At 66.6% G+C, this 17,452-nt stretch carries 19 protein-coding genes; 5 read left to right on the forward strand and 14 right to left on the reverse strand.

The features are described 5' to 3' along the window. Positions 1-24: 24 nt before the first annotated feature. Together GOQ09_RS06805 and GOQ09_RS06810 are read left to right on the forward strand one after the other, a co-directional pair. Positions 25-1,782 carry a ShlB/FhaC/HecB family hemolysin secretion/activation protein gene (locus tag GOQ09_RS06805; RefSeq protein ID WP_157616611.1) on the forward strand — a complete coding sequence of 586 codons (1,758 nt, stop codon included), beginning with the start codon at positions 25-27 and terminating at the stop codon, positions 1,780-1,782. Positions 1,783-1,790: 8 nt separating this feature from the next. Then, positions 1,791-2,552, forward strand: a complete 762-nt coding sequence (locus tag GOQ09_RS06810; protein WP_157612746.1) for an AP2 domain-containing protein — start codon at positions 1,791-1,793, stop codon at positions 2,550-2,552. Here the strand turns inward: GOQ09_RS06810 and GOQ09_RS06815 are convergent. From GOQ09_RS06815 to GOQ09_RS06840, 6 genes are all read right to left on the reverse strand, one after another. Next, on the reverse strand, positions 2,506-2,979 hold the full coding sequence (locus GOQ09_RS06815) for a hypothetical protein (protein WP_157612747.1): 474 nt from the start codon (positions 2,977-2,979) through the stop codon (positions 2,506-2,508). The two genes, GOQ09_RS06810 and GOQ09_RS06815, sit on opposite strands and share 47 nt — an antisense overlap. A 340-nt stretch (positions 2,980-3,319) precedes the next feature. Beyond that, on the reverse strand, positions 3,320-4,024 hold the full coding sequence (locus tag GOQ09_RS06820) for a hypothetical protein (RefSeq protein ID WP_157612748.1): 705 nt from the start codon (positions 4,022-4,024) through the stop codon (positions 3,320-3,322). Between the two features lie 22 nt (positions 4,025-4,046). Next, complete coding sequence (locus GOQ09_RS06825; RefSeq protein WP_157612749.1) at positions 4,047-5,348, reverse strand: TRAP transporter large permease; 1,302 nt, start codon at positions 5,346-5,348, stop codon at positions 4,047-4,049. Next, positions 5,345-5,848: a TRAP transporter small permease gene (locus GOQ09_RS06830; protein WP_157612750.1), complete on the reverse strand. Its 504-nt coding sequence runs from the start codon at positions 5,846-5,848 to the stop codon at positions 5,345-5,347. Before GOQ09_RS06830 ends, GOQ09_RS06825 begins: the two co-directional genes overlap by 4 nt. A 10-nt stretch (positions 5,849-5,858) precedes the next feature. Next, the gene (gene dctP, locus GOQ09_RS06835) at positions 5,859-6,848 is read right to left on the reverse strand and encodes a TRAP transporter substrate-binding protein DctP (RefSeq protein ID WP_157612751.1); all 990 of its coding nucleotides are present in this window, start codon (positions 6,846-6,848) and stop codon (positions 5,859-5,861) included. 47 nt (positions 6,849-6,895) lie between these two features. Next, positions 6,896-7,348, reverse strand: a complete 453-nt coding sequence (locus GOQ09_RS06840) for a type II 3-dehydroquinate dehydratase (RefSeq protein WP_157612752.1) — start codon at positions 7,346-7,348, stop codon at positions 6,896-6,898. Between the two features lie 67 nt (positions 7,349-7,415). Between GOQ09_RS06840 and GOQ09_RS06845 the strand changes: the two genes are divergently transcribed. Next, a complete protein-coding gene (locus tag GOQ09_RS06845; RefSeq protein ID WP_157612753.1) occupies positions 7,416-8,210 on the forward strand; it encodes an IclR family transcriptional regulator in 795 nt (264 codons plus the stop codon). A 7-nt stretch (positions 8,211-8,217) separates the two neighbouring features. Here the strand turns inward: GOQ09_RS06845 and GOQ09_RS06850 are convergent, their stop codons facing one another. Beyond that, positions 8,218-8,808: an NADPH-dependent FMN reductase gene (locus GOQ09_RS06850; protein WP_157612754.1), complete on the reverse strand. Its 591-nt coding sequence runs from the start codon at positions 8,806-8,808 to the stop codon at positions 8,218-8,220. Positions 8,809-8,917: 109 nt separating this feature from the next. On the opposite strand from GOQ09_RS06850, the gene GOQ09_RS06855 reads away from it, so the two are divergent. Next, a complete protein-coding gene (locus GOQ09_RS06855; RefSeq protein WP_157612755.1) occupies positions 8,918-9,703 on the forward strand; it encodes a hypothetical protein in 786 nt (261 codons plus the stop codon). A 41-nt stretch (positions 9,704-9,744) separates the two neighbouring features. Here the strand turns inward: GOQ09_RS06855 and GOQ09_RS06860 are convergent, their stop codons facing one another. The 4 genes from GOQ09_RS06860 to pbpC form a co-directional block, all read right to left on the reverse strand. Beyond that, entirely contained in the window at positions 9,745-11,025 is a 1,281-nt protein-coding gene (locus tag GOQ09_RS06860) for a CynX/NimT family MFS transporter (RefSeq protein ID WP_157612756.1), read from the reverse strand. A 10-nt stretch (positions 11,026-11,035) separates the two neighbouring features. After that, complete coding sequence (locus GOQ09_RS06865) at positions 11,036-11,716, reverse strand: FadR/GntR family transcriptional regulator (RefSeq protein ID WP_157612757.1); 681 nt, start codon at positions 11,714-11,716, stop codon at positions 11,036-11,038. Positions 11,717-11,800: 84 nt separating this feature from the next. Continuing rightward, the gene (locus GOQ09_RS06870) at positions 11,801-13,198 is read right to left on the reverse strand and encodes a TPM domain-containing protein (protein ID WP_157612758.1); all 1,398 of its coding nucleotides are present in this window, start codon (positions 13,196-13,198) and stop codon (positions 11,801-11,803) included. After that, positions 13,195-15,486 carry a penicillin-binding protein 1C gene (pbpC, locus tag GOQ09_RS06875; protein WP_157612759.1) on the reverse strand — a complete coding sequence of 764 codons (2,292 nt, stop codon included), beginning with the start codon at positions 15,484-15,486 and terminating at the stop codon, positions 13,195-13,197. Before pbpC ends, GOQ09_RS06870 begins: the two co-directional genes overlap by 4 nt. Before the next feature lie 270 nt (positions 15,487-15,756). On the opposite strand from pbpC, the gene GOQ09_RS06880 reads away from it, so the two are divergent. Continuing rightward, a complete protein-coding gene (locus tag GOQ09_RS06880) occupies positions 15,757-15,966 on the forward strand; it encodes a thrombospondin type 3 repeat-containing protein (RefSeq protein WP_157612760.1) in 210 nt (69 codons plus the stop codon). A gap of 19 nt (positions 15,967-15,985) precedes the next feature. On the opposite strand, the gene GOQ09_RS06885 is transcribed toward GOQ09_RS06880, so the two are convergent. The 3 genes from GOQ09_RS06885 to GOQ09_RS06895 are packed head-to-tail and all read right to left on the reverse strand — an operon-like array spanning position 15,986 to position 17,451. Then, a complete protein-coding gene (locus GOQ09_RS06885) occupies positions 15,986-16,612 on the reverse strand; it encodes a LysE family translocator (RefSeq protein WP_157612761.1) in 627 nt (208 codons plus the stop codon). Between the two features lie 27 nt (positions 16,613-16,639). Continuing rightward, the gene (locus tag GOQ09_RS06890) at positions 16,640-16,909 is read right to left on the reverse strand and encodes a DUF2277 domain-containing protein (protein ID WP_157612762.1); all 270 of its coding nucleotides are present in this window, start codon (positions 16,907-16,909) and stop codon (positions 16,640-16,642) included. Positions 16,910-16,956: 47 nt separating this feature from the next. After that, on the reverse strand, positions 16,957-17,451 hold the full coding sequence (locus GOQ09_RS06895; protein WP_157612763.1) for a GNAT family N-acetyltransferase: 495 nt from the start codon (positions 17,449-17,451) through the stop codon (positions 16,957-16,959). Position 17,452 lies beyond the last annotated feature (1 nt).

Here is a 17,452-nt window from a genome sequence, read left to right on the forward strand (position 1 = left end):
TCGGTCGTGCCTCGGCGCACGCGCATGGCGCTGGCCGTGGCTCTCACTGCTTCTCCGTTGTGGGCGGTCGCGCAGCAAACGCCCACCACCCCCCAATCCTTCGTCGAACAACAACGCCAGCAGGAACGCGAACGCGCCCTGCGCGAGCAGAACGAGCGCACCGTCGACCAGCGCCTGCAGGCGGCCCCGCCCGCACCGGTGGCACGCATTCCCGCATCCGAAGCCCCGTGCTTCCGCATCGATCGCGTGCTGCTGGTGGGCGAGCAGGCCGAATTGTTCCAATGGGCAGTTTCCGACTTGTCCGGTCCTGACGGCAACGATTCGCCGCTCGGCCACTGCCTGGGCACCGCAGGCGTGAACGTGGTGCTCGCCCGCGCCCAGCAGGCGGCCATCGCGCGCGGCTTCGTCACCACCCGGGTGCTGGCCGCGCCGCAGGATCTCTCCACCGGCACCCTGACCCTGTCGCTGGTGCCCGGGCGCATCGCGGCCATCCGCCTGACGCCGGATTCTTCCTCGACGCTGCTGGGCAGCGGCGCCTTGCTGGGTTCGGCCATTCCCGCCCGGCCGGGCGCTCTCTTGAACCTGCGCGACATCGAGCAGGGGCTGGAGAACCTGAAGCGCGCCCCCACGGCCGAGGCCGACATCCAGATCGAGCCCTCGACGGCACCCAACGCCCGGCCGGGCGACAGCGACCTGGTGGTCAAGTACGTGCAGGCCAAGAAGTGGCGCGTGGCCCTGAGCCTGGACGACAGCGGCACCAAGGCCACGGGCCGCTACCAGGCCGGCGCCACGGTGTCGGTGGACAACCCCTTCGGGCTGAACGACCTGTTCTACCTGAGCGCCAACCACAGCATCAACAGCCACTTTCTCTCGGAGCCGAGCTACGGCACCGAGGGCCAGACGGTGCACTATTCGCTGCCGTACGGTTACTGGATGCTCGGGTTCACGGCCTCGAACAGCCAGTACCACCAGAGCGTGGCGGGGCTGAACCAGGACTATGTCTACGCGGGCAAGACCAACAACGCCGAAGTCAAGCTCTCGCGCCTGCTGTACCGCGACCAGAGCCGCAAGACCACGCTGGCGCTCAAGGGCTTCCGGCGCGAGTCGCGCAACTTCGTGGACGACACCGAGGTCGATGTGCAGCACCGGGTGGTGGGTGGCTGGGAGCTCGGCCTGAACCACAAGGAGTTCATCGGCGAGGCCACGCTGGAAGGAACGCTGGCGCTCAAGCACGGCACGGGCGGCTTTGGCGCCCGGACCTCGCCGCAGGAGATCTACCACCGCAACCACCCTGACGAGCCGCTGGAAGGCACTTCGCGCATGAAGCTGTACACGGCCGAGGTGAGCCTGAATGCGCCGTTCAAACTCGGGGCGCAGAAGCTGCGCTATTCGGGGCTGATCCGCGCGCAGTGGAACCGCACGCCGCTGATGCCGCAGGACCGGTTCGCCATCGGCGGGCGCTACACGGTGCGCGGCTTCGATGGCGAGACGAGCCTGATGGGGGAGCGGGGCTGGCTGATCCGCAACGACATCGGGTGGGCGATCCCCACGGGGTCAGGCCAGAGCGGGGCGGAACTGTATGTCGGCGCCGACTACGGGCATGTGGGCGGGCGCTCGACGGTGGATGGGCTGGGGCGCAGCCTCGCGGGCGCGGTCATTGGCGTGCGGGGGCAGTGGAGCAAGCTGAGCTATGACTTCTTCATGGGGGCGCCGATCCGCAAGCCCGAGGGGTATCGCACGGCCAGGACCACGTTTGGGTTCAATCTCAACGCAAGTTTCTGAGCCTGGTCATGCGCAAATGGACTCGCAAGTCCAGCCTGATGTATGGCATCGACAGGTTGGATGCCAGTTGGCTTGTCTCCCTCATTCGCGACCGGGAGCGACTGGTCAAATCTTTCGCATTCAGCATCTACGGCGGCCCCGAGGCGGCCTTGAGGGCAGCCCAGGCGTGGCGCGACGAGGTGCTGCGCACCCATCCTCCGCTGCTCAAACAGGAGAAAGCACAGCGGGCACGCAATGACAACAAGTCCGGCGTGCCGGGTGTGGTGTGTCTGTACAAGCCGGATGGCACAGTGGAGCGATGGCTCGCGAAAACGCAGCTGGAACCAGGGAAGATTCTGCAGAAGAGTTTTGCCGTGGGCCGCTATGGACGCCAGGCCAAGGCGCTGGCAATCGTGGAACGCCAACGGCAGCTCGCGCAGATGACGGGGCATGTGATCCTCCATCCAGCCGCGGACCCCAGCAGGGTCCCGCCGCCTGCCAAGGTACGGGCCAATCCGCCGGCCATCCATCGTGTCGAGGTCTTGCGGCGGGACAACACGACCGGCATCGCTGGCGTGTCGTGCAAATTGAGCCCGGACGGCCACCCGCGCGTCTGGGTCGCCAAGACCGTGCTCCCCTCCGGCCAGACACTCCGGAAGGATTTTTCTGTCGCACGCCACGGCGATCGGGCCCAGGCCCTTGCCATCGCGGAGCGCCAGAAGCAGCTGCTGCAGAGAGCGGAATTTACGGCCGCCGGGAAGTCCCGAGGGGGACGTAGTTCTCGCTCATGACCGCCTGCAGTGCCTCTCTCTCCTCGTCTGGCATCTCCGTGCCCAACTTGGCAGTGAGCTGCTCGGAAAGCTGGGCCGCACAAACTTGGCTCACTTCTTCAGCAATTGCCGGCCCCGTTACGCCGGGACGGCTGAACACGTCCACTGCAGCCACAGTGATCAACTGCCTTGATAAATCCAGCATTAGATCCTCCGGCACCTTATCGAGTCTTGACTGGAACTCCGCCAAGTTCATCCCTTGAGATTTCTTTTCATCGAACATACCTGCGAAGCGCCCCATCAGGGGACAGATGCCATCGCGAGACAGCAACGCCAGCAATAAGGCTGTCTGGGTTGAAAACCGGCTGCGAAAATCCTGCGCAACCGCTGGTTGCAGGAGACCTGCGCAAACAAGAGCTAGGGCGACTTGTGTGATTCTGGGAGTCATGTTTCTGTTTGGCGCCACTCAAGGCGACGGAGGTATTGCCAGACTTCATTCCAAAGCGGCAACTGTTTAGATGGTCAAGCAAGTCGACGAGGGACAGCCTGATCACGTCCTTATCGTCTTCTGCTGTTTGTCGATCAGCGCCCCGACAAGGTTCGCACGTCGATGAGACCGGCCGGGCCTCGACGTGGCTCGACAACAACTGACCCGGTGGAATTCTCCACACTTCACAGCCACGGTTGTGCGAAGCGACCAAATCTCCATCCGGTCTGCGCATTTTGCAATGAGGCGTATGCCAAGAAATGTCCGGCATGCATAAGATTCCAGCCTCTGACCTGCACGGTCATCGATAGAGAAGAAACTTGAAAACCGCCATCACTGTCTTGGCTTTCGGAATCGCTTTAGTTCTGATTGCAGCCCTTCCTCCCACGGCACCCACGGCTCCGCCGATCGACTTCACGAGTTCGAGTGCGAGCGAAGTGCACAATCCATAAGCGTAGCGATAATCAGCACCGTTGCGCGCTCGCCTCGAGCCGGAACGCATCTCGTCCAAACGCAGTTGCTGGCCGGCTCGCACTTGACTCGGCTCATCCCCGTTGCCTCGCCGAAGTTCATACGAAGAGCATCTGTGTCTTGATGCAATTCGTGGGTCACCTAAAACTCGGCAGGAAATTTGATGCATGACGCTCGCACTGCAGCGGGCCGGATTCACGACGATGTTGTTACTCCCCGCTGCACTCCCGAGTGAATAGAGTCGTCTTGCGGCGCCATCCGAAGTGCGCCACAAGGACCGGCGATGACCCGTAAGAGAAGCAACAACAAAGACCTTGTGAGCTGCGACGAGCAGGCTCCCGGCCGAGTCGCGCAGGCGCTCGAAATCCATCGAAGCATTGCGCTGTGCAATGCGTACCTTGAACGCGGCAACGACGTCCACGCGCTCACGGCTGCGCTGATGCGGCCCTGCTACCAGGCCGAGTTCAGGAGCCTGGTGCTCAAGCTGACCGAAGTGGAGGAGAGCGAACTCAGGTCCGTTCTTACGCGCGCCCATCCGTGGCCGAGGGCGGCTTGGCTCAACCCGTATATCCCGCCAGCCTCGGCAGAAACAACACCATGTCCGGCCACACCGTTACCAGCGCCAGCGCGCCCAGCATGACCATGAGAAAGGGAAAGGTCTCGCGGATCAGCACCATCAGGGACACGTTCGCTATCTTCGCCATCATGAACAGCAGCAGGCCATAGGGCGGTGTCACCAGCCCGATCATGATGTTCAGCACCGCCATCACGCCGAAGTGCACGGGGTCGATGCCCAGCGCGGTGGCGGTCGGCAGCAGCACTGGCAGCATGATCAGGATGATCGTCGAGCCCTCGAGGAACGCGCCCATCACCAGCAGCAGAACGTTGACCAGCAGCAGAAAGCCGAGCGGGGAAAGATCCAGCCCCTTCATTGCCGTGCTGAGCGTCGCGGGAATGTTCTCGGACGTGATGACGTAGTTGAACACCATCGCCCCCGCGATGAGCATCCCGATCGAGATGCTCATGCGCGCACTGGAGAGCAGCGACTGGTACAGGTCGGCCCAGCGCATGCTGCGATACAGCCCCGCCGAAATGAGCAGCGCGTATGCGGCGGCAAGGCCTGCCGCCTCGGTGGGCGTGGTCACGCCGCTGTACAGGCAGCCCAGCAGAATGACGGGCAGCATGAGCGCCGGCAGCGCCTCGCGGGTGATGCGGGGCATTTCGCGCAGCGGCACCCGCGGCTCGACCGGAAAGCGGCGCCGGCGCGCCAGCACGTAGATCAGGCCCATCTGCACGGCGCCCAGCAACAGGCCCGGCAGCAGGCCGGCGATGAACAGGTAGCCGATCGAAGTTCCGGACACCAGCGCATACAGCACCAGGGGAATGGAAGGCGGCAGGATCGGCCCGATCACGGACGACACCGCGCTCAATGCCGCGGCAAAGCCCGGCGTGTACTTGCCGTTCCTGGTCATCATCTCCTGCATCAGCTTGCCCGAGCCGGCCGCGTCGGCCAGCGCGGAGCCCGACATGGTGGCGAACACGATGCTCTGCAGCACGTTCACCTGCGCCAGCCCGCCCGGAAAGCGGCCCACGATGGCGTTGCAGAAGCGCAGCAGCCGGTCCAGGATGCTGCCCGAACTCATGATCGTGGCCGCCAGGATGAAGAGCGGAATCGCCAGCATCAGAAAGCTGGAGTAGGTGCCGTTGAGCAACTGCTCCGCGGCGGCGCCCATGTCCATGCCCTTGAGGTACAGGTAGAGAACGGAGCCGCCGATCATTGCGTGGCCGATGGGCACGCCCAGGAGACTGAGCGCCACGATCACGTAGAGCGCCAGCGAAAAAGGACTGGTGAAATTCACAATGCGGATGAGGAAGAAGAAGGTGGTTCGTCCGTCAGCGGCGCGGGCCCGCGAACGAGTTGGCGCAGGCTCCGGGCAATCACCGCCACGACGAAGACCAGGTAGATGGCGTACATCACGTCCATGCGAATGCCCAGGTACGAGCTCTTCTCGACCTTCATGAAGCTCACGTAGGCGTAGGAGGCCGGCAGCGACATGCCGAACAGCACGATCACGCCCAGCGCCGCAATGGCGCCGACGACGCGGCGCATGCGCGGGCCGGCATTCGCGGCGACGAAGTCCATCCGGATTTCGTCGGAGTCCTTCAGCACGAAGGCGGCGCCCCAGAGCACCAGCCACAGCCACGCCGCCAGCGAAACCTCGGAGGTCCAGCCCACCGGCCAGTTGAACAGGTAGCGCAGTGCGATCTGCACGATGAACGCGACGAAGATCACTCCCAGGAAAAGCGCGGCCACCGCTTCGGCGAAGCGGTGCAGCAACGAAAGCGCGCGGTCGAACATGGCTTTCGGGTTACTTCATGGCGTTGATCTTGTCGAGCATGCCGGGCGGCCAGTTCTTCGCGTCGTCGGAGGCGAGGTAGGCCTTTTGCGCGTACTCGCGAAAGGCGTTGATGTTGGGCACATACACCTCCAGCCCCTGCTTGCGGAAACTCTCGGCGAGCTCGGCCTCGCGCTTCTGGTGCTCGGCCGTGCTCCAGGCAATGGCCTTGTCCGCGGCGGCCTGAAAGCTGCGCTGCTTTGCGGGCGCCATGCCCTGCCAAGTCTTCATGTTCACCGTGAGCAGGTCGAAGGCCACCAGGTGCGAGGTCAGCACGATCTGCGACATCACCTCGTTGAACTTCATGTTCTGCACATTGGGCAGCGGGTTGTCCTGCCCGTCGATGGCGCCGGTCTGCAGGCCGGTGTAGGTCTCTGCGTAGGCCATGGGCGTGGGATTGGCGCCGAGCGAGCGGCCCAGCATCTGCCAGGTGTCGCCGGGCGGCATGCGCAGCTTCACGCCTGCGAGGTCGGCAGGCGTGCCGATGCGCTTCTTCGTCTTCAGGCCCACGTGGCGGGTTCCGAAGAAGGTCGGCCCGAGGATCTTCACCTTCAGCTGGTCTTCCACCATCTTCTTCATCTGCGCGCCCAGGTCGCTCGCGAAGAACTTGCCGAGGTGATCGGGGTCGCGGAACAGGTAGGCCGAGGTGAGCAGCGACCACGCCGGCACCTGCTTGGAAATATCCTGCGGCGCGATGTTGCCCATCTCCAGGTTGTCGCGCTGCAAGGCGACGAGCTCGGTGCCCTGGCGGAACAGCGTGGAGTTCAGGAACATCTCGACCTTGTAGTCGGCCTCGATGTCCTTGGCGAACATCTTCATCATGTCGGCGCGGATGTCCTTGTCCGAAAACACCGCGGCAAACCGCAGCGTGGGCTGCGCCTGCGCGCCGGCCGGCAAGACTGCGCCTGCGGCCAGCGCGGCCCCTGCGCCCAGCAGCGTGCGGCGATCGATGGAAAAGGTCATGGTGGTCTCCTGTCGTGTTGTGATGATGAGGCGGGAACTCGGGGAACTCAGGCCGCTGGCGCAGCCGCCAGGCGCTGCGCCAGCGCCCGGATCGCCAGCTCGTAGCCGAACGGGCCAAAGCCGCAGATCACGCCCGTGGCCGCCAGCGACACCAGCGAATGCTGATAGAGCGTATCGCGGCGGTGGATGTTGGTGATGTGCACTTCGGCGATGGGCTGGTCGAGCGTCTTGAGCGCATCGAGCAGCGGAATGGAGCGGAACGACAACCCCGCGGGATTGATGGCGACGGCCGCGGCGCGCTCGCGGGCCTCTTGCACCCAGTCCACCATCACGCCTTCGTGGTTGGTCTGGCGAAACTCGCAGTCCAGGCCCAGCTCGCCGGTCACGCGGCGGCACAGCTGCTCCACCTGCGCCAGCGTGGTGCTGCCGTACAGGTGCGGCTCGCGCACCCCCAGCAGGTTGAGGTTGGGGCCGTTGAGGATGTAGACGATGGAACTCATGCGGCCGATTCTTCGGCGCAGCGACGAAAGACTTTCCAGATTGGAAACAGCTTTCATAATGCAGGATATGAGCATTTCACTCGACCGCGGCCTCTCGATGGTGGAACACCTTGCACGGCATCCGCAGGGCTTGCCGCTCACGCTGCTCGCGTCGGAGCTCGACATTCCGCTCGGCGCCTGCCACCGCTTGCTGGCCGACCTGCAGCGCTGCGGCTACGTTCGCCAGACGCGCAAGCAGGGCGACTATGTGCTGACGACCAAGGTGGTGTCGCTGGGCCTCGGCTTCCTGAGCGGCGCCGGCATCGTGAACATTGCCGAGCCGCTGCTGGAGCGGCTCGCGCAGGCATCGGGCGAACTGGTGCGCCTTTCGATCGTGGACGAAGACCGCCTCACCTGGGTGGCCAAGTCGCAAGGCACACGGCAAGCGGGGCTGCGCTACGACCCCGACATGGGCATGGATGCGCGCCTGTCGTGCACGTCGTCCGGCCACGCCTGGCTGATGACACTGAGCGACGAGCGCGCGCTGGAGCTCGTCTCGCGACAGGGCTTCGGCACGCCGGCGGAATACGGCCCGAAGGCACCGACGACCATTCGCGCGCTGCTGGGTTTTCTGCATGCGGCGCGGGTGCGCGGCTACGCCATGATCGACGAGGTCTTCGCGCCCGGCATGGCCGCCATGGCGGCGCCGGTGTTCCGCCGCAAGGAAGTGATCGGCGTCATCAGCATTGCCGGGCCGCGCACGCGCCTTGGCAGCGAGCGCATGCATGAGCTGGCGCCCGCGCTGCTGGCCGCAACGGCCGAGCTCGGGCCGATCAGCAACGCGTCGAGCCTGTTCGGGCGTCCTTCGCTGGGCAAGGGCTGAACGGCGTTCAGTAAGGTGGCGCCTTGCGCGCCCGCTGCTCGCGCGCGGCTTCGGTCCACCAGGCCAGGTCGTCGGCAAAGCGGCCGAACGAGCGCTGGAGAGATTCGCCCGCGCTGCCCGTGGGCTTGCCGTCCGCGTCGAGTGTTTGCGAAATCGGCCCGACGGCGAGCGTGCTCGAGACGACGACCATGCCCATTTCCGAGAGGATCGAATGCCACACGGTGCCCGAGCGCACGCCGGAAAACCGGCCCGCCGAATAGCTGGCAACCGCAGCGGGCCGCCAGAACCATTCTTCGAGAAAGTGGTCGGTCAGGTTCTTCAGGCCGGGCTGCGGGCCCCAGTTGTATTCGCCCGTCACGAAGACGAAGGCGTCCGCGCCGCGGATCTTCTGCGCCAGCGCTTCCATGGGGGCGGGCGCGGTGCCCTCGGGGTACTCCTTGTACATGCGGTCGAGCATGGGCAGGCCCACCGCCTGCGCGTCGATCAGTTCGGCATCGGCACCTCGGGCGCCGAGGCCCGCCACCAGGTAATCGGCCAGGCGAATGCCCATGCGGTCCGACCTGTAGGAACCGTAGAAAACCAGGATCTTGTCAGCCATTCGTCGCTCCGTTGTCGAGGCCGGGCGGCCACGGGGCGAAGGCTACAACATTGGCATGTCGGCGCATTTGGTAGCAGCATCTTTCGAATCCTCTGGCTACCATTCCGGCATGAACAAGCTGCCTGCTTTTTGCACTGCCGCCATGGTGCTTGCCGCGTCGGCGGGCCAGGTGTTCGCCGCCCCCTCGGCGCAGGTGCTCGATGCCGTCAAGAAGCCGCAGTCGGTCGATCCCGATTGGCGCGCCCGCCTGTGCGCGTTGCTGCCGCAGCCTTGCGATCCGCATGCGCTGGGCTTGTACCGGCTGCGAGGCGCCGCGGCAAACAGCTTTGCAGTGCTCTCGGCCGAGCCGCTGGCCATGGCGCGCATCACGCGCGACAAGGACGCGAAGACCTGGCAGCTCGAGCGCCTGCACGACTTCACCGGCTATGTGGCCGGCATGAAGAAAGACGCCGCAACGGGCCTGTCCGACACGCGCCTTTCGCTTGCGCCGGCACTCTATCCGCTGGCTGAAGGGCAATGGGCCATGGCCGTGCTGCAGACTGTGTCCGAGATGTACTCGGGCGGTGGCGCATCGTTCAGCAAGGCGGACTTCGTGCCGCTCGACGACACCCGGGCCGTGCACGAAGGCATTCCTTTTTCCTGCTCGAAGATGATCCGCGCCTGCTTCAGCGAAAAGGAATACAAGAGCTCGAAGCATTGCCACGACGAGAGCAACGGCAGTCTTCGCATCGCCTACGAACCAGCTGGCAAGCCGGGCGGACCCTACACGTGGCAATACACGTGGCTGCAGAGCGAATGGCCCGCGAACACGCCCGCAAGCGGCACCACCACCACTCGCCTTCACTTCACCGCCAAGACCACCGAAAGGGTGAGCTTCTGTGGCGGACCGCAGTAGCTGCCGGCCCGCTCGTTCGCAACTGACGCGGAGGGGTTACCTCAGCGCCGGGGAACCGTCACCGCGCCCACAAGCATCGTGCGCCCCGCGCCAAGGCCTGCAATCACCAGCGCAATGCCCAGCCCGATGAAGAGCCACGACGATGCGCGGAAGCTCCCGGTCCAGCCATGCAGTAGGCCGGCAAGCAGCGGGCCGCACGCGGCCACCATGTAGCCCACGCCCTGCGCCATGCCCGAGAGGTGCGCCGCCACGTGCGAATCGGGCGAGCGCAGCACCATGAACGTGAGCGCGAGGGCAAAAGTGCCGCCTTGCGCAATGCCCAGCAGCACGGCCCAGAACCACACGCCCGAGAGCGGCGCGAACAGCATCGCCAGCATCGCGGCCAGGGTGAGCATGGCCAGCCCCACGGCAAGGCCGCGCTGGTTGCGCAGCTTGACCGCCACCGCGGGAACGACGAGGCAGGTCACCACCTGCGTCATCACGGCGAGCGACACCACGTAGCCCGCGGTTTCGCCGCCCAACCCGCGCTCGCGCAAGATGGGCGCGAGCCAGCCCATCACGATGTACGCGAGGGCCGACTGCAAACCCATGAAGAACGTGACTTGCCAGGCCAGGCGGTCGCGCCAGAGTCCGCGCACGGTAAAGCCCGATTCGCTTGCCACCGGCTTCAGCGGCAGGGCCTGCGGCGCCCAGATCAGCGTGACCAGCAGGGCCGGCAGCGCCCACATGGCCAGCGCGGAGGTCCAGCCGCCGCCCAATGCATGTTCGAGCGGCACTGTGAGCCCCGCGGCGCTGGCCGCGCCGCCGCACACCGCCATGGTGTAGAGGCCCATCATCAGCGCCGCCTGTCCGGCGAAATCGCGCTTCACCAGGCCCGAGAGCAGCACGTTCGACACCGCGATGCCGCTGCCCGCAATGGCCGATGCCAGGAACAGCAGCGGGATGTTGCCGGTGCCGCGCAGCGCGGTGCCAATCAGAATGAGCACCATGCAGCCGAGCAGCGTGCGCTCGGTGCCGAAACGCCGGCCCAGGCCCGGCGCCAGCGGTGCGAACGCGCCTAGGCAGACGATCGGCAAGGTGGTCAGCAGGCTCGCGGCGGTGGCAGAAAGGCCCGTGGCTGCCATGATTTCGGGCAGCATCACCGAGAGGCTGGCAAACACCGGCCGCAGGTTGAATGCAATCAGCACCACGCTTGCACCCAGCAGGATGCGGCGGGCCAGGCTCGGCGCCGGCGTGGGGTGCGGCGCGGGCATGCTGTCCGCCTCGGCGTCGATCAGCAGTTCACCGGCGGCCCGGTTGGTGGAAAAAGGCACTGCGCTCATTGAATGCCCTTCATGGCTCGGCTTTCGACAGTGCGTCGATCATGGGCGCCATGAAAGCGCGAACCGCTTCCGCGGCGCGGTCGGGGTCGCGGCTGGCAATGGCTTCGACGATGGACGCGTGTGCCGCCTGGTCGGGTTCGGGCAGGCTGGTGCCCATGGAGCTGGCGATGGTGTCCTTGATGTAGCCGGTGATGAAGCGGCAGGTTTCAGCCAGCGCCAGGTTGCCCGAAACGTCGACGATGGCCAGGTGGAAATCCAGGTCGCGCTGGATGAAGCTTGCACCGCCGTCGCTTGCATCCGGCAAGCCACGCCGCTCGAGCAGGGCCCTGAGGTTGCGCAGGTCCTTGGCTGTGTGGCGCACGGCGGCAAGCCGGGCGGCTTCTACCTCGAGTGCGCGGCGCACCTCGAACTGGTCGCGCAGGCTCGCGCGCCGCATCTTCTGCAAGTTGGCCGACGGATCGAAGCCGGAGCGCACATAGGTGCCGGAGCCCTGCCGCACCTCGAGCAGCCCGCGCGAGACCAGTGTTTTCACGGCTTCGCGCACGGTGCCGCGGCTCACGCCCAGAAGCAGGGCGAGCTGCGGCTCGACGGGAATGCGCGAACCGACGGCCCAGCGGCCGGCCGAGATCTCGGCGCGAATGCTGTTGGCGGCGCTGTCGGCAAGGGAAGTTCGGGGTGCTTGGGCCAGCATATGAGTCAGAAAGGCCTATTCATTGAATCATTGGATGAATTGTCGGCCGGCTTCAATGCCGCAGTCGCAAGCAGGGGATTGCAGCTACCAGCTGCCGGATGCCCCGCCGCCGCTGCTGGAGCCGCCGCCGCCCGATGAAGATGACGAAGACGACGATGAGGAAGAAGAGCTGCTGGAGGAGCTGCCGCTCCACCCCCTGTCGCTCGAACTGTAGCGAACGCGGCCCGCGCCGTTCCCATTGCCGAAGGCGAGCGGAAGAAAGGCAAAGGCCGATGTCACGACGGCCACCAGCGTGAGCGGCATCCACACCGTGTCGGCCGCAATCTCCCGGAAGGCCGTCACGCCCAACACGGCCATGGCGCCCAGCACGAAGAGAAGGCGCAACCCGAAGCTGGCCACGCTCGTACGCCAGGCATTGCGCATGCCGAATGCCACGCCCGAGGCGAACGCAAGGCCGATCGCGGCGGCGAACAGATGCATGGCGCCCTGCAGCAGCACATCCGCTCCCACCCTGCGGGCCGCCACGACGAGCAGCACGATCAGCAGCACCGCGGCGGCGGTGACGCGCCGCGCGGTACGCGAGCGGGCGCAGGCCATTCCCAGCGCGAAGCCGAGCGGGGCGGGCATCGTCGCAAGCATGAAGAGCATCGCGGGTTCGCGCAGGATGACGGCGGCCGCCAGCGCAGCGGCCACGAGCATGCCGAACGACAACTTCCAGTGGGAATGAGCGCGCAAGAACGTATCCGGGGCCGGGGCGGCCGCGCGCCTGCGCTTCGGCTTGCCGGACCGCCGGCCGTGCCAGACGCCGACGCCAACACTCCAGAGCAACACGCCGAAGACGGCCCAGCCCGCAGGCGTCACCCGGCCCCTACCGGTGGGGCCGCTTTCTTCCGGCTCTTCCTGCGCCTGCAGGGTCTGCTCTTCGTCCTCCGGCGTTTCCGACTCGGCGACCATCATGGAGGGCTGCGCGCCGGCCCGCTGCGACAGCACTTGCAGCGTCGCCTCGATGCCCTCCGCGAACTCGCCCTTGCGAAAGGCCGGCACCATCTGCTCGTCGATGACGCGGGCGGCCTGTATGTCGGTGATCGCGCCTTCCAGACCCGTGCCCACCTCGATGCGCATGCGGCGGTCCTTCAGCGCCACCAGCAGCAGCACGCCGTCGTCTTCTTGCTCGCGGCCCAGCTTCCAGGCGGCGAAGACACGCGTGGCGTACTGCTCGATCGAATCTTCCCCGGTGGTCGGCACGATCAGTACCGCAAGCTGCGCCTGGGTTTCGTTCTCGATGGATGCAATCTGCTGCCGCAAAGCCTCGGCTTGGGATGGCTTCAGCGTGTTCGTCAGATCGACCACGCGCGACTGCATTGGTGGAACCGGCACAGGTTTGGCTTGCGCCGGCAAGGGCCACGCGAGCAACGCAGCCACATGCAGGCTCAACCACCACCAGAGCCGCAGAGTCCGCACGCCGCAGATGACTGCCTTCATCGGCGGGCGCTTTTCGCGACCACGCCCGCACCGCGCACTTCGAGCCTGCGCTGGTCGACCACCTTGCCCGTCGCGTCGACGAGTTCGATCACGTGGCGCCCCGGCCAGGGCAGCCATTGCGCGCTGTTGCCGCGCGCAAAGTATTTGCCGTCGATGCGCCATTGCACGCCGCGGCCTTCGGACTCGAAGCGCACGCGCTGGTGCAGGGGCGGAATGTCCGGATCGAGCGCGATGATGGTGCCGTCGACCGGCGCGATGATGCGCGCCGCCGCGGTGTTTGCCGCCGGCGTGCCCGCGGCGGTGTCGAGCGCAAAGAGCGGCTGCTCCGTGCCTTGCAGGAACCACTCGCTGCGCGCGGCTTCCAGCGGGTTGCCGTCGGCACCGGGTCCGAAAGCCACGCGCGCTTCGACCAGGCCGGCGGGCGGCCTGGGCGCGCGGCTCGGCTCGCGTGCGTGCAAAAAGCGCATCACCTCGGCCCACACCGGGGCCGCGCCGCTGGTGCCGCTCACGTCCCACATCGACGCGCCGCTCGCATTGCCGACCCACACGCCCACCGTGTAGCGCTGCGACCAACCCACGGCCCAGTTGTCGCGCATGTCCTTGCTGGTGCCGGTTTTCACCGCGGTCCAGAAGCGCGTGGAAAGAATGCTGTCTAGCCCGAAGGTGCGCGTGCGTGCGTTCGCGTCGGACAGGATGTCGCCGACGATGAAGGCCGCGGCCGGGTCGAGCATGGGCGCGGCGGCGGTGGATGCGCTGTCGGCGGCCTTGGGCTTGGCAGACGAGGCCGGCGGCGGCGCGGGCATGCGCGCGGTGAGCGTGGTGGTCCCGTAGCGCCCGCCATTGGCCAGCATGCGATAGGCATTGGTGAGCGACAGCAGCGACACCTCGGCGCTGCCGAGCGCGAGGCTGTAGCCGTAATAGTCGCCGCTTTCGCGCAGCGGCAGTCCGGCCGCGCGCAGTTGCCGTGCGAACGATTCGGGCGACACCATCACCAGCGTGCGCACGGCGGGCACGTTGAGCGATGCGGCAACCGCCGTGCGCGCCGACACCGGTCCTTTGAACTGGCGGTCGTAGTTCTGCGGAATGTAGAGGCCGCTGGCGGTGTTGATCTGCGCCGACGAATCGTCGATCAGCGATGCCGCGGTGAGCCGCCGTTCGGCAATGGCCTGGGCATAGAGCAGCGGCTTGAGCGTGGAGCCCGGCTGGCGCAGCGCGGTGACCGCATCGACCTCGGCCGCCTGGCTCAGCGGGCCCGACGAACCGACCCACGCGAGGACTTCGCCGTTCGCGTTGTCGAGCACCACCAGCGCGCCGTCTTCCACATGGCGGCCGCGCAGTTCCTTCAGGTGGCGCTGCAGCGCGTCGAGCGCAAAGCGCTGCAGCGGCGCGCGCAAGGTGGTGCGCACGGCGGCTTCCCTGGCGCCGGCTTGCCGCGCGGGCGCCGTGGGCTTTGCGGTGGCTTCGGCCTCGCCCAACTCCTTCAGCACGCGCCGCGCCGCATGCGGCGCAATGCCTTCGTTCGCATCGAACGCCCGCCGGTGCACCGCCGCGCTGGTGAACATATCGAGCGCATCGCAGTCGATCTTCTGGCCGGGCTCCATTGCGCGCATGACCTCGCACGCGCGTTGCGCCACCTGCGCGGGCTTGGCGTTGGGCGCGCGCACCAGCGCCGCGGCCACGGCGGCCTCGCGCGCGTCCAGCCCGCTCGGCGCCTTGCCGAACAGCGTGCGCGAAAGCGCGTCGATGCCCACGATCTCGCCGCGGAACGGCACGGTGTTGAGGTAGGCCTCCAGGATCTGGTCCTTGCGCCAGTTGCGCTCCAACTGAGTGGCCGCCACGGTCTGGCCGATCTTCTGCGTGAAGGTGCGCCCGCTGTTGGCGCGGCGCAGGTCTTCGTCGAGCAGGCCCGAGAGCTGCATCGTGATGGTCGAGGCGCCGCGCGTGCGGGTGTTCCACAGGTTGGCCCATGCCGCCGACGACACCGCACGCCAGTCGATGCCGCTGTGCTCGTAGAAGCGCCTGTCCTCGCTCAGCACCATGGCCATGCGCAGCGCCGGCGATACATCGGACAGCGCAATCCATTGGCCGCGCCGCACCGTGGCATCGGTGCGCACGCGCTGCAGCAGTTCGCCGCTGCGGTCGAGCACCGCGGTGTCCGACGAGCGGAACCCGCGCTTCACCTCGTCGAAGCTCACCGCACCGGCGGCAAACGCCAGGGTCGGCTGCATGCAGCTCGCCGCGATCAATGCAGCGGCAAGATGGCTGGCGGTAAGTGACGGGCGATTCATGGAGGGCGTGAACTGGAGGAGGGCAAATCGATGGCGAAGCCGCGCCATTCTCGGCGATGCGCCCACGGGAACTGCACCTACTCCGACTCGGGCGTGCCGCCGCCTCCCTCGCTCAGCAATTACCGCCAAAGTTCGCAGCACGGTTCCACATCCGGTAACGAACTTCACGCCCGAGCGTCATTCGGGATACGCAGCCGAGACGGAGGTGGCCTTCAATGCGGACGTCGGCTTGCGGAGGCAGGCCGCGTTTCAAAACTCCAAGGAGAAATCATGAAGAAGACATTGGCTGTTCTGCTCGCCGCATCGGCTGTTCTGGCCGGCTGCGTGGTTGCGCCCTATGACCGTCCGCCGCCGCCGCGCGGCCAATACTACGGGGGCGACCGCGACCGCGACGGCGTGCCCAACCGGTATGACCGCGACCGCGATGGCGACGGCGTGCCCAACCGCTACGACCGCAGGCCCAACAACCCCAGCCGTTGATCCTGGCCGGCCGCGAGCGTCAGGCGGGCCGGCGCGCAAGCAGCGCCCACACGCCCGCCGCGCTCAGCAGCGAACCGCCCACAAGATTGAAGCGCCGCTGCGCGCGCGGCGACGAAAGCAGCTTGCGGGCCGATCCCGCAAACACCGCGTAGAGCGTGGCATTGAGCGCCGCCATGGCCACGAAGGTGACCGCCAGCACCCACAGCTGGCGTGTCATGTCGGCCGCGGGGCTCAGGAACTGCGGCAGGAACGCCACGAAGAACACAATGCCCTTGGGGTTCAGCGCCGTTACCAGGTAGGTGTTGGCAAACAGCCGCCAGCGCGAATCGGGTGCGGCAGGCGCCGCGACCTCGGACGACGTGATGCCCGCGCGCAGCAGCTTGATGCCGAGGTAGAGCAGGTACAGGCCGCCTGCCCACTTCACCACCGTGAACCAGAACGCCGAAGCGGCCAGCAGCGCGCCCAGGCCGAGCAGCGAAACCACCAGCGCCGTCGAATCGCCCAGCGCCACGGCCGCCACCAACGGCACATTGGCGCGCCGGCCATGCGACATCGAATAGCTGATCACCGTGAGGATTGTCGGGCCGGGAATGATCAGCAGTACGGCCGATGCCGCCACGAAGGCGAGCCAGAGTTCAACGGGCATGAAAAGTCTCCAGGGGTGTTGTTGCGTTCAGGTTCCGAAGCGCGCGGCCGACCTGGCCCTGGCGCGCTCCGCCTCGATGGCCCGGTCGCGTGGCTCGGCGGTGGTAACCAGCGAATCGATCAGGCGCCCGGCCGTTGCAGCCACTTCGTCGACCGCGCGTTCGAAGGCCTCCTGGTTGGCCTTGGACGGCACGCTGAAGCCGCTGAGCTTGCGCACGAACTGCAGCGCCGCGGCGCGGATCTCCTGCTCGGTGGCGGGAGGCTCGAAGTTGTAGAGGGTCTTGATGCTTCTGCACATGGGCGAACTCCATTCGGCGGTATTCGGCAGTGGATGCGCCCGCCAGTCTAGCGAAGCAGCGCCATGGCGTGCGCGTCGTGGTACACGCCGTCGATCAGGCTGGCGCGGCGCACGAGACCTTCGTGTTCGAAGCCGAAGCGCTCGTACAGCGTCTTCGCATTCAGGTTGTCCGCGCGAACCGTCAGCTGAATGCGCGTGAGTCCGCGTGCCCACGACCTGTCGATGGCGGCCTGCAGCAGTTGCGCGCCGAGTCCCTGGCCGCGTGCCTCGGGCAGCAGCGCGATGCCCAGGAGCCCGATGTGCGCGCGCGAATGGCCGAACACCGGCGACACGTCGCACCAGCCCACGACCTTGCCGGTGCCATCGACGGCAACGAAATGAGGGAAGCCCGTGGACAGCACATTCCGGTAGAAGGCAAGCGACTGCTCCAGCGGCGGCGCTTGCGTGAGCGCGAGGTACTTCTGTTCGCGCGCCACGGCGTCGAGCGCCTTGTGCAGGCTTTCGAAGTGGCGTTCTTCGGTGGGAACGACGGAGTGGGTCATG

The organism is Variovorax paradoxus, assembly GCF_009755665.1.
GTDB lineage: Bacteria > Pseudomonadota > Gammaproteobacteria > Burkholderiales > Burkholderiaceae_C > Variovorax > Variovorax paradoxus_G.

Coding starts and splice junctions, on each gene's coding strand:
- GOQ09_RS06805 (WP_157616611.1), top strand. CDS start 25: ATGGCGCTGGCCGTGGCTCTCACTGCTTCTCCGTTGTGGGCGGTCGCG.
- GOQ09_RS06810 (WP_157612746.1), top strand. CDS start 1,791: ATGCGCAAATGGACTCGCAAGTCCAGCCTGATGTATGGCATCGACAGG.
- GOQ09_RS06815 (WP_157612747.1), bottom strand. CDS start 2,979: ATGACTCCCAGAATCACACAAGTCGCCCTAGCTCTTGTTTGCGCAGGT.
- GOQ09_RS06820 (WP_157612748.1), bottom strand. CDS start 4,024: ATGGGCGCGCGTAAGAACGGACCTGAGTTCGCTCTCCTCCACTTCGGT.
- GOQ09_RS06830 (WP_157612750.1), bottom strand. CDS start 5,848: ATGTTCGACCGCGCGCTTTCGTTGCTGCACCGCTTCGCCGAAGCGGTG.
- dctP (WP_157612751.1), bottom strand. CDS start 6,848: ATGACCTTTTCCATCGATCGCCGCACGCTGCTGGGCGCAGGGGCCGCG.
- GOQ09_RS06840 (WP_157612752.1), bottom strand. CDS start 7,348: ATGAGTTCCATCGTCTACATCCTCAACGGCCCCAACCTCAACCTGCTG.
- GOQ09_RS06845 (WP_157612753.1), top strand. CDS start 7,416: ATGAGCATTTCACTCGACCGCGGCCTCTCGATGGTGGAACACCTTGCA.
- GOQ09_RS06850 (WP_157612754.1), bottom strand. CDS start 8,808: ATGGCTGACAAGATCCTGGTTTTCTACGGTTCCTACAGGTCGGACCGC.
- GOQ09_RS06855 (WP_157612755.1), top strand. CDS start 8,918: ATGAACAAGCTGCCTGCTTTTTGCACTGCCGCCATGGTGCTTGCCGCG.
- GOQ09_RS06860 (WP_157612756.1), bottom strand. CDS start 11,025: ATGAGCGCAGTGCCTTTTTCCACCAACCGGGCCGCCGGTGAACTGCTG.
- GOQ09_RS06865 (WP_157612757.1), bottom strand. CDS start 11,716: ATGCTGGCCCAAGCACCCCGAACTTCCCTTGCCGACAGCGCCGCCAAC.
- GOQ09_RS06870 (WP_157612758.1), bottom strand. CDS start 13,198: ATGAAGGCAGTCATCTGCGGCGTGCGGACTCTGCGGCTCTGGTGGTGG.
- pbpC (WP_157612759.1), bottom strand. CDS start 15,486: ATGAATCGCCCGTCACTTACCGCCAGCCATCTTGCCGCTGCATTGATC.
- GOQ09_RS06880 (WP_157612760.1), top strand. CDS start 15,757: ATGAAGAAGACATTGGCTGTTCTGCTCGCCGCATCGGCTGTTCTGGCC.
- GOQ09_RS06885 (WP_157612761.1), bottom strand. CDS start 16,612: ATGCCCGTTGAACTCTGGCTCGCCTTCGTGGCGGCATCGGCCGTACTG.
- GOQ09_RS06890 (WP_157612762.1), bottom strand. CDS start 16,909: ATGTGCAGAAGCATCAAGACCCTCTACAACTTCGAGCCTCCCGCCACC.
- GOQ09_RS06895 (WP_157612763.1), bottom strand. CDS start 17,451: ATGACCCACTCCGTCGTTCCCACCGAAGAACGCCACTTCGAAAGCCTG.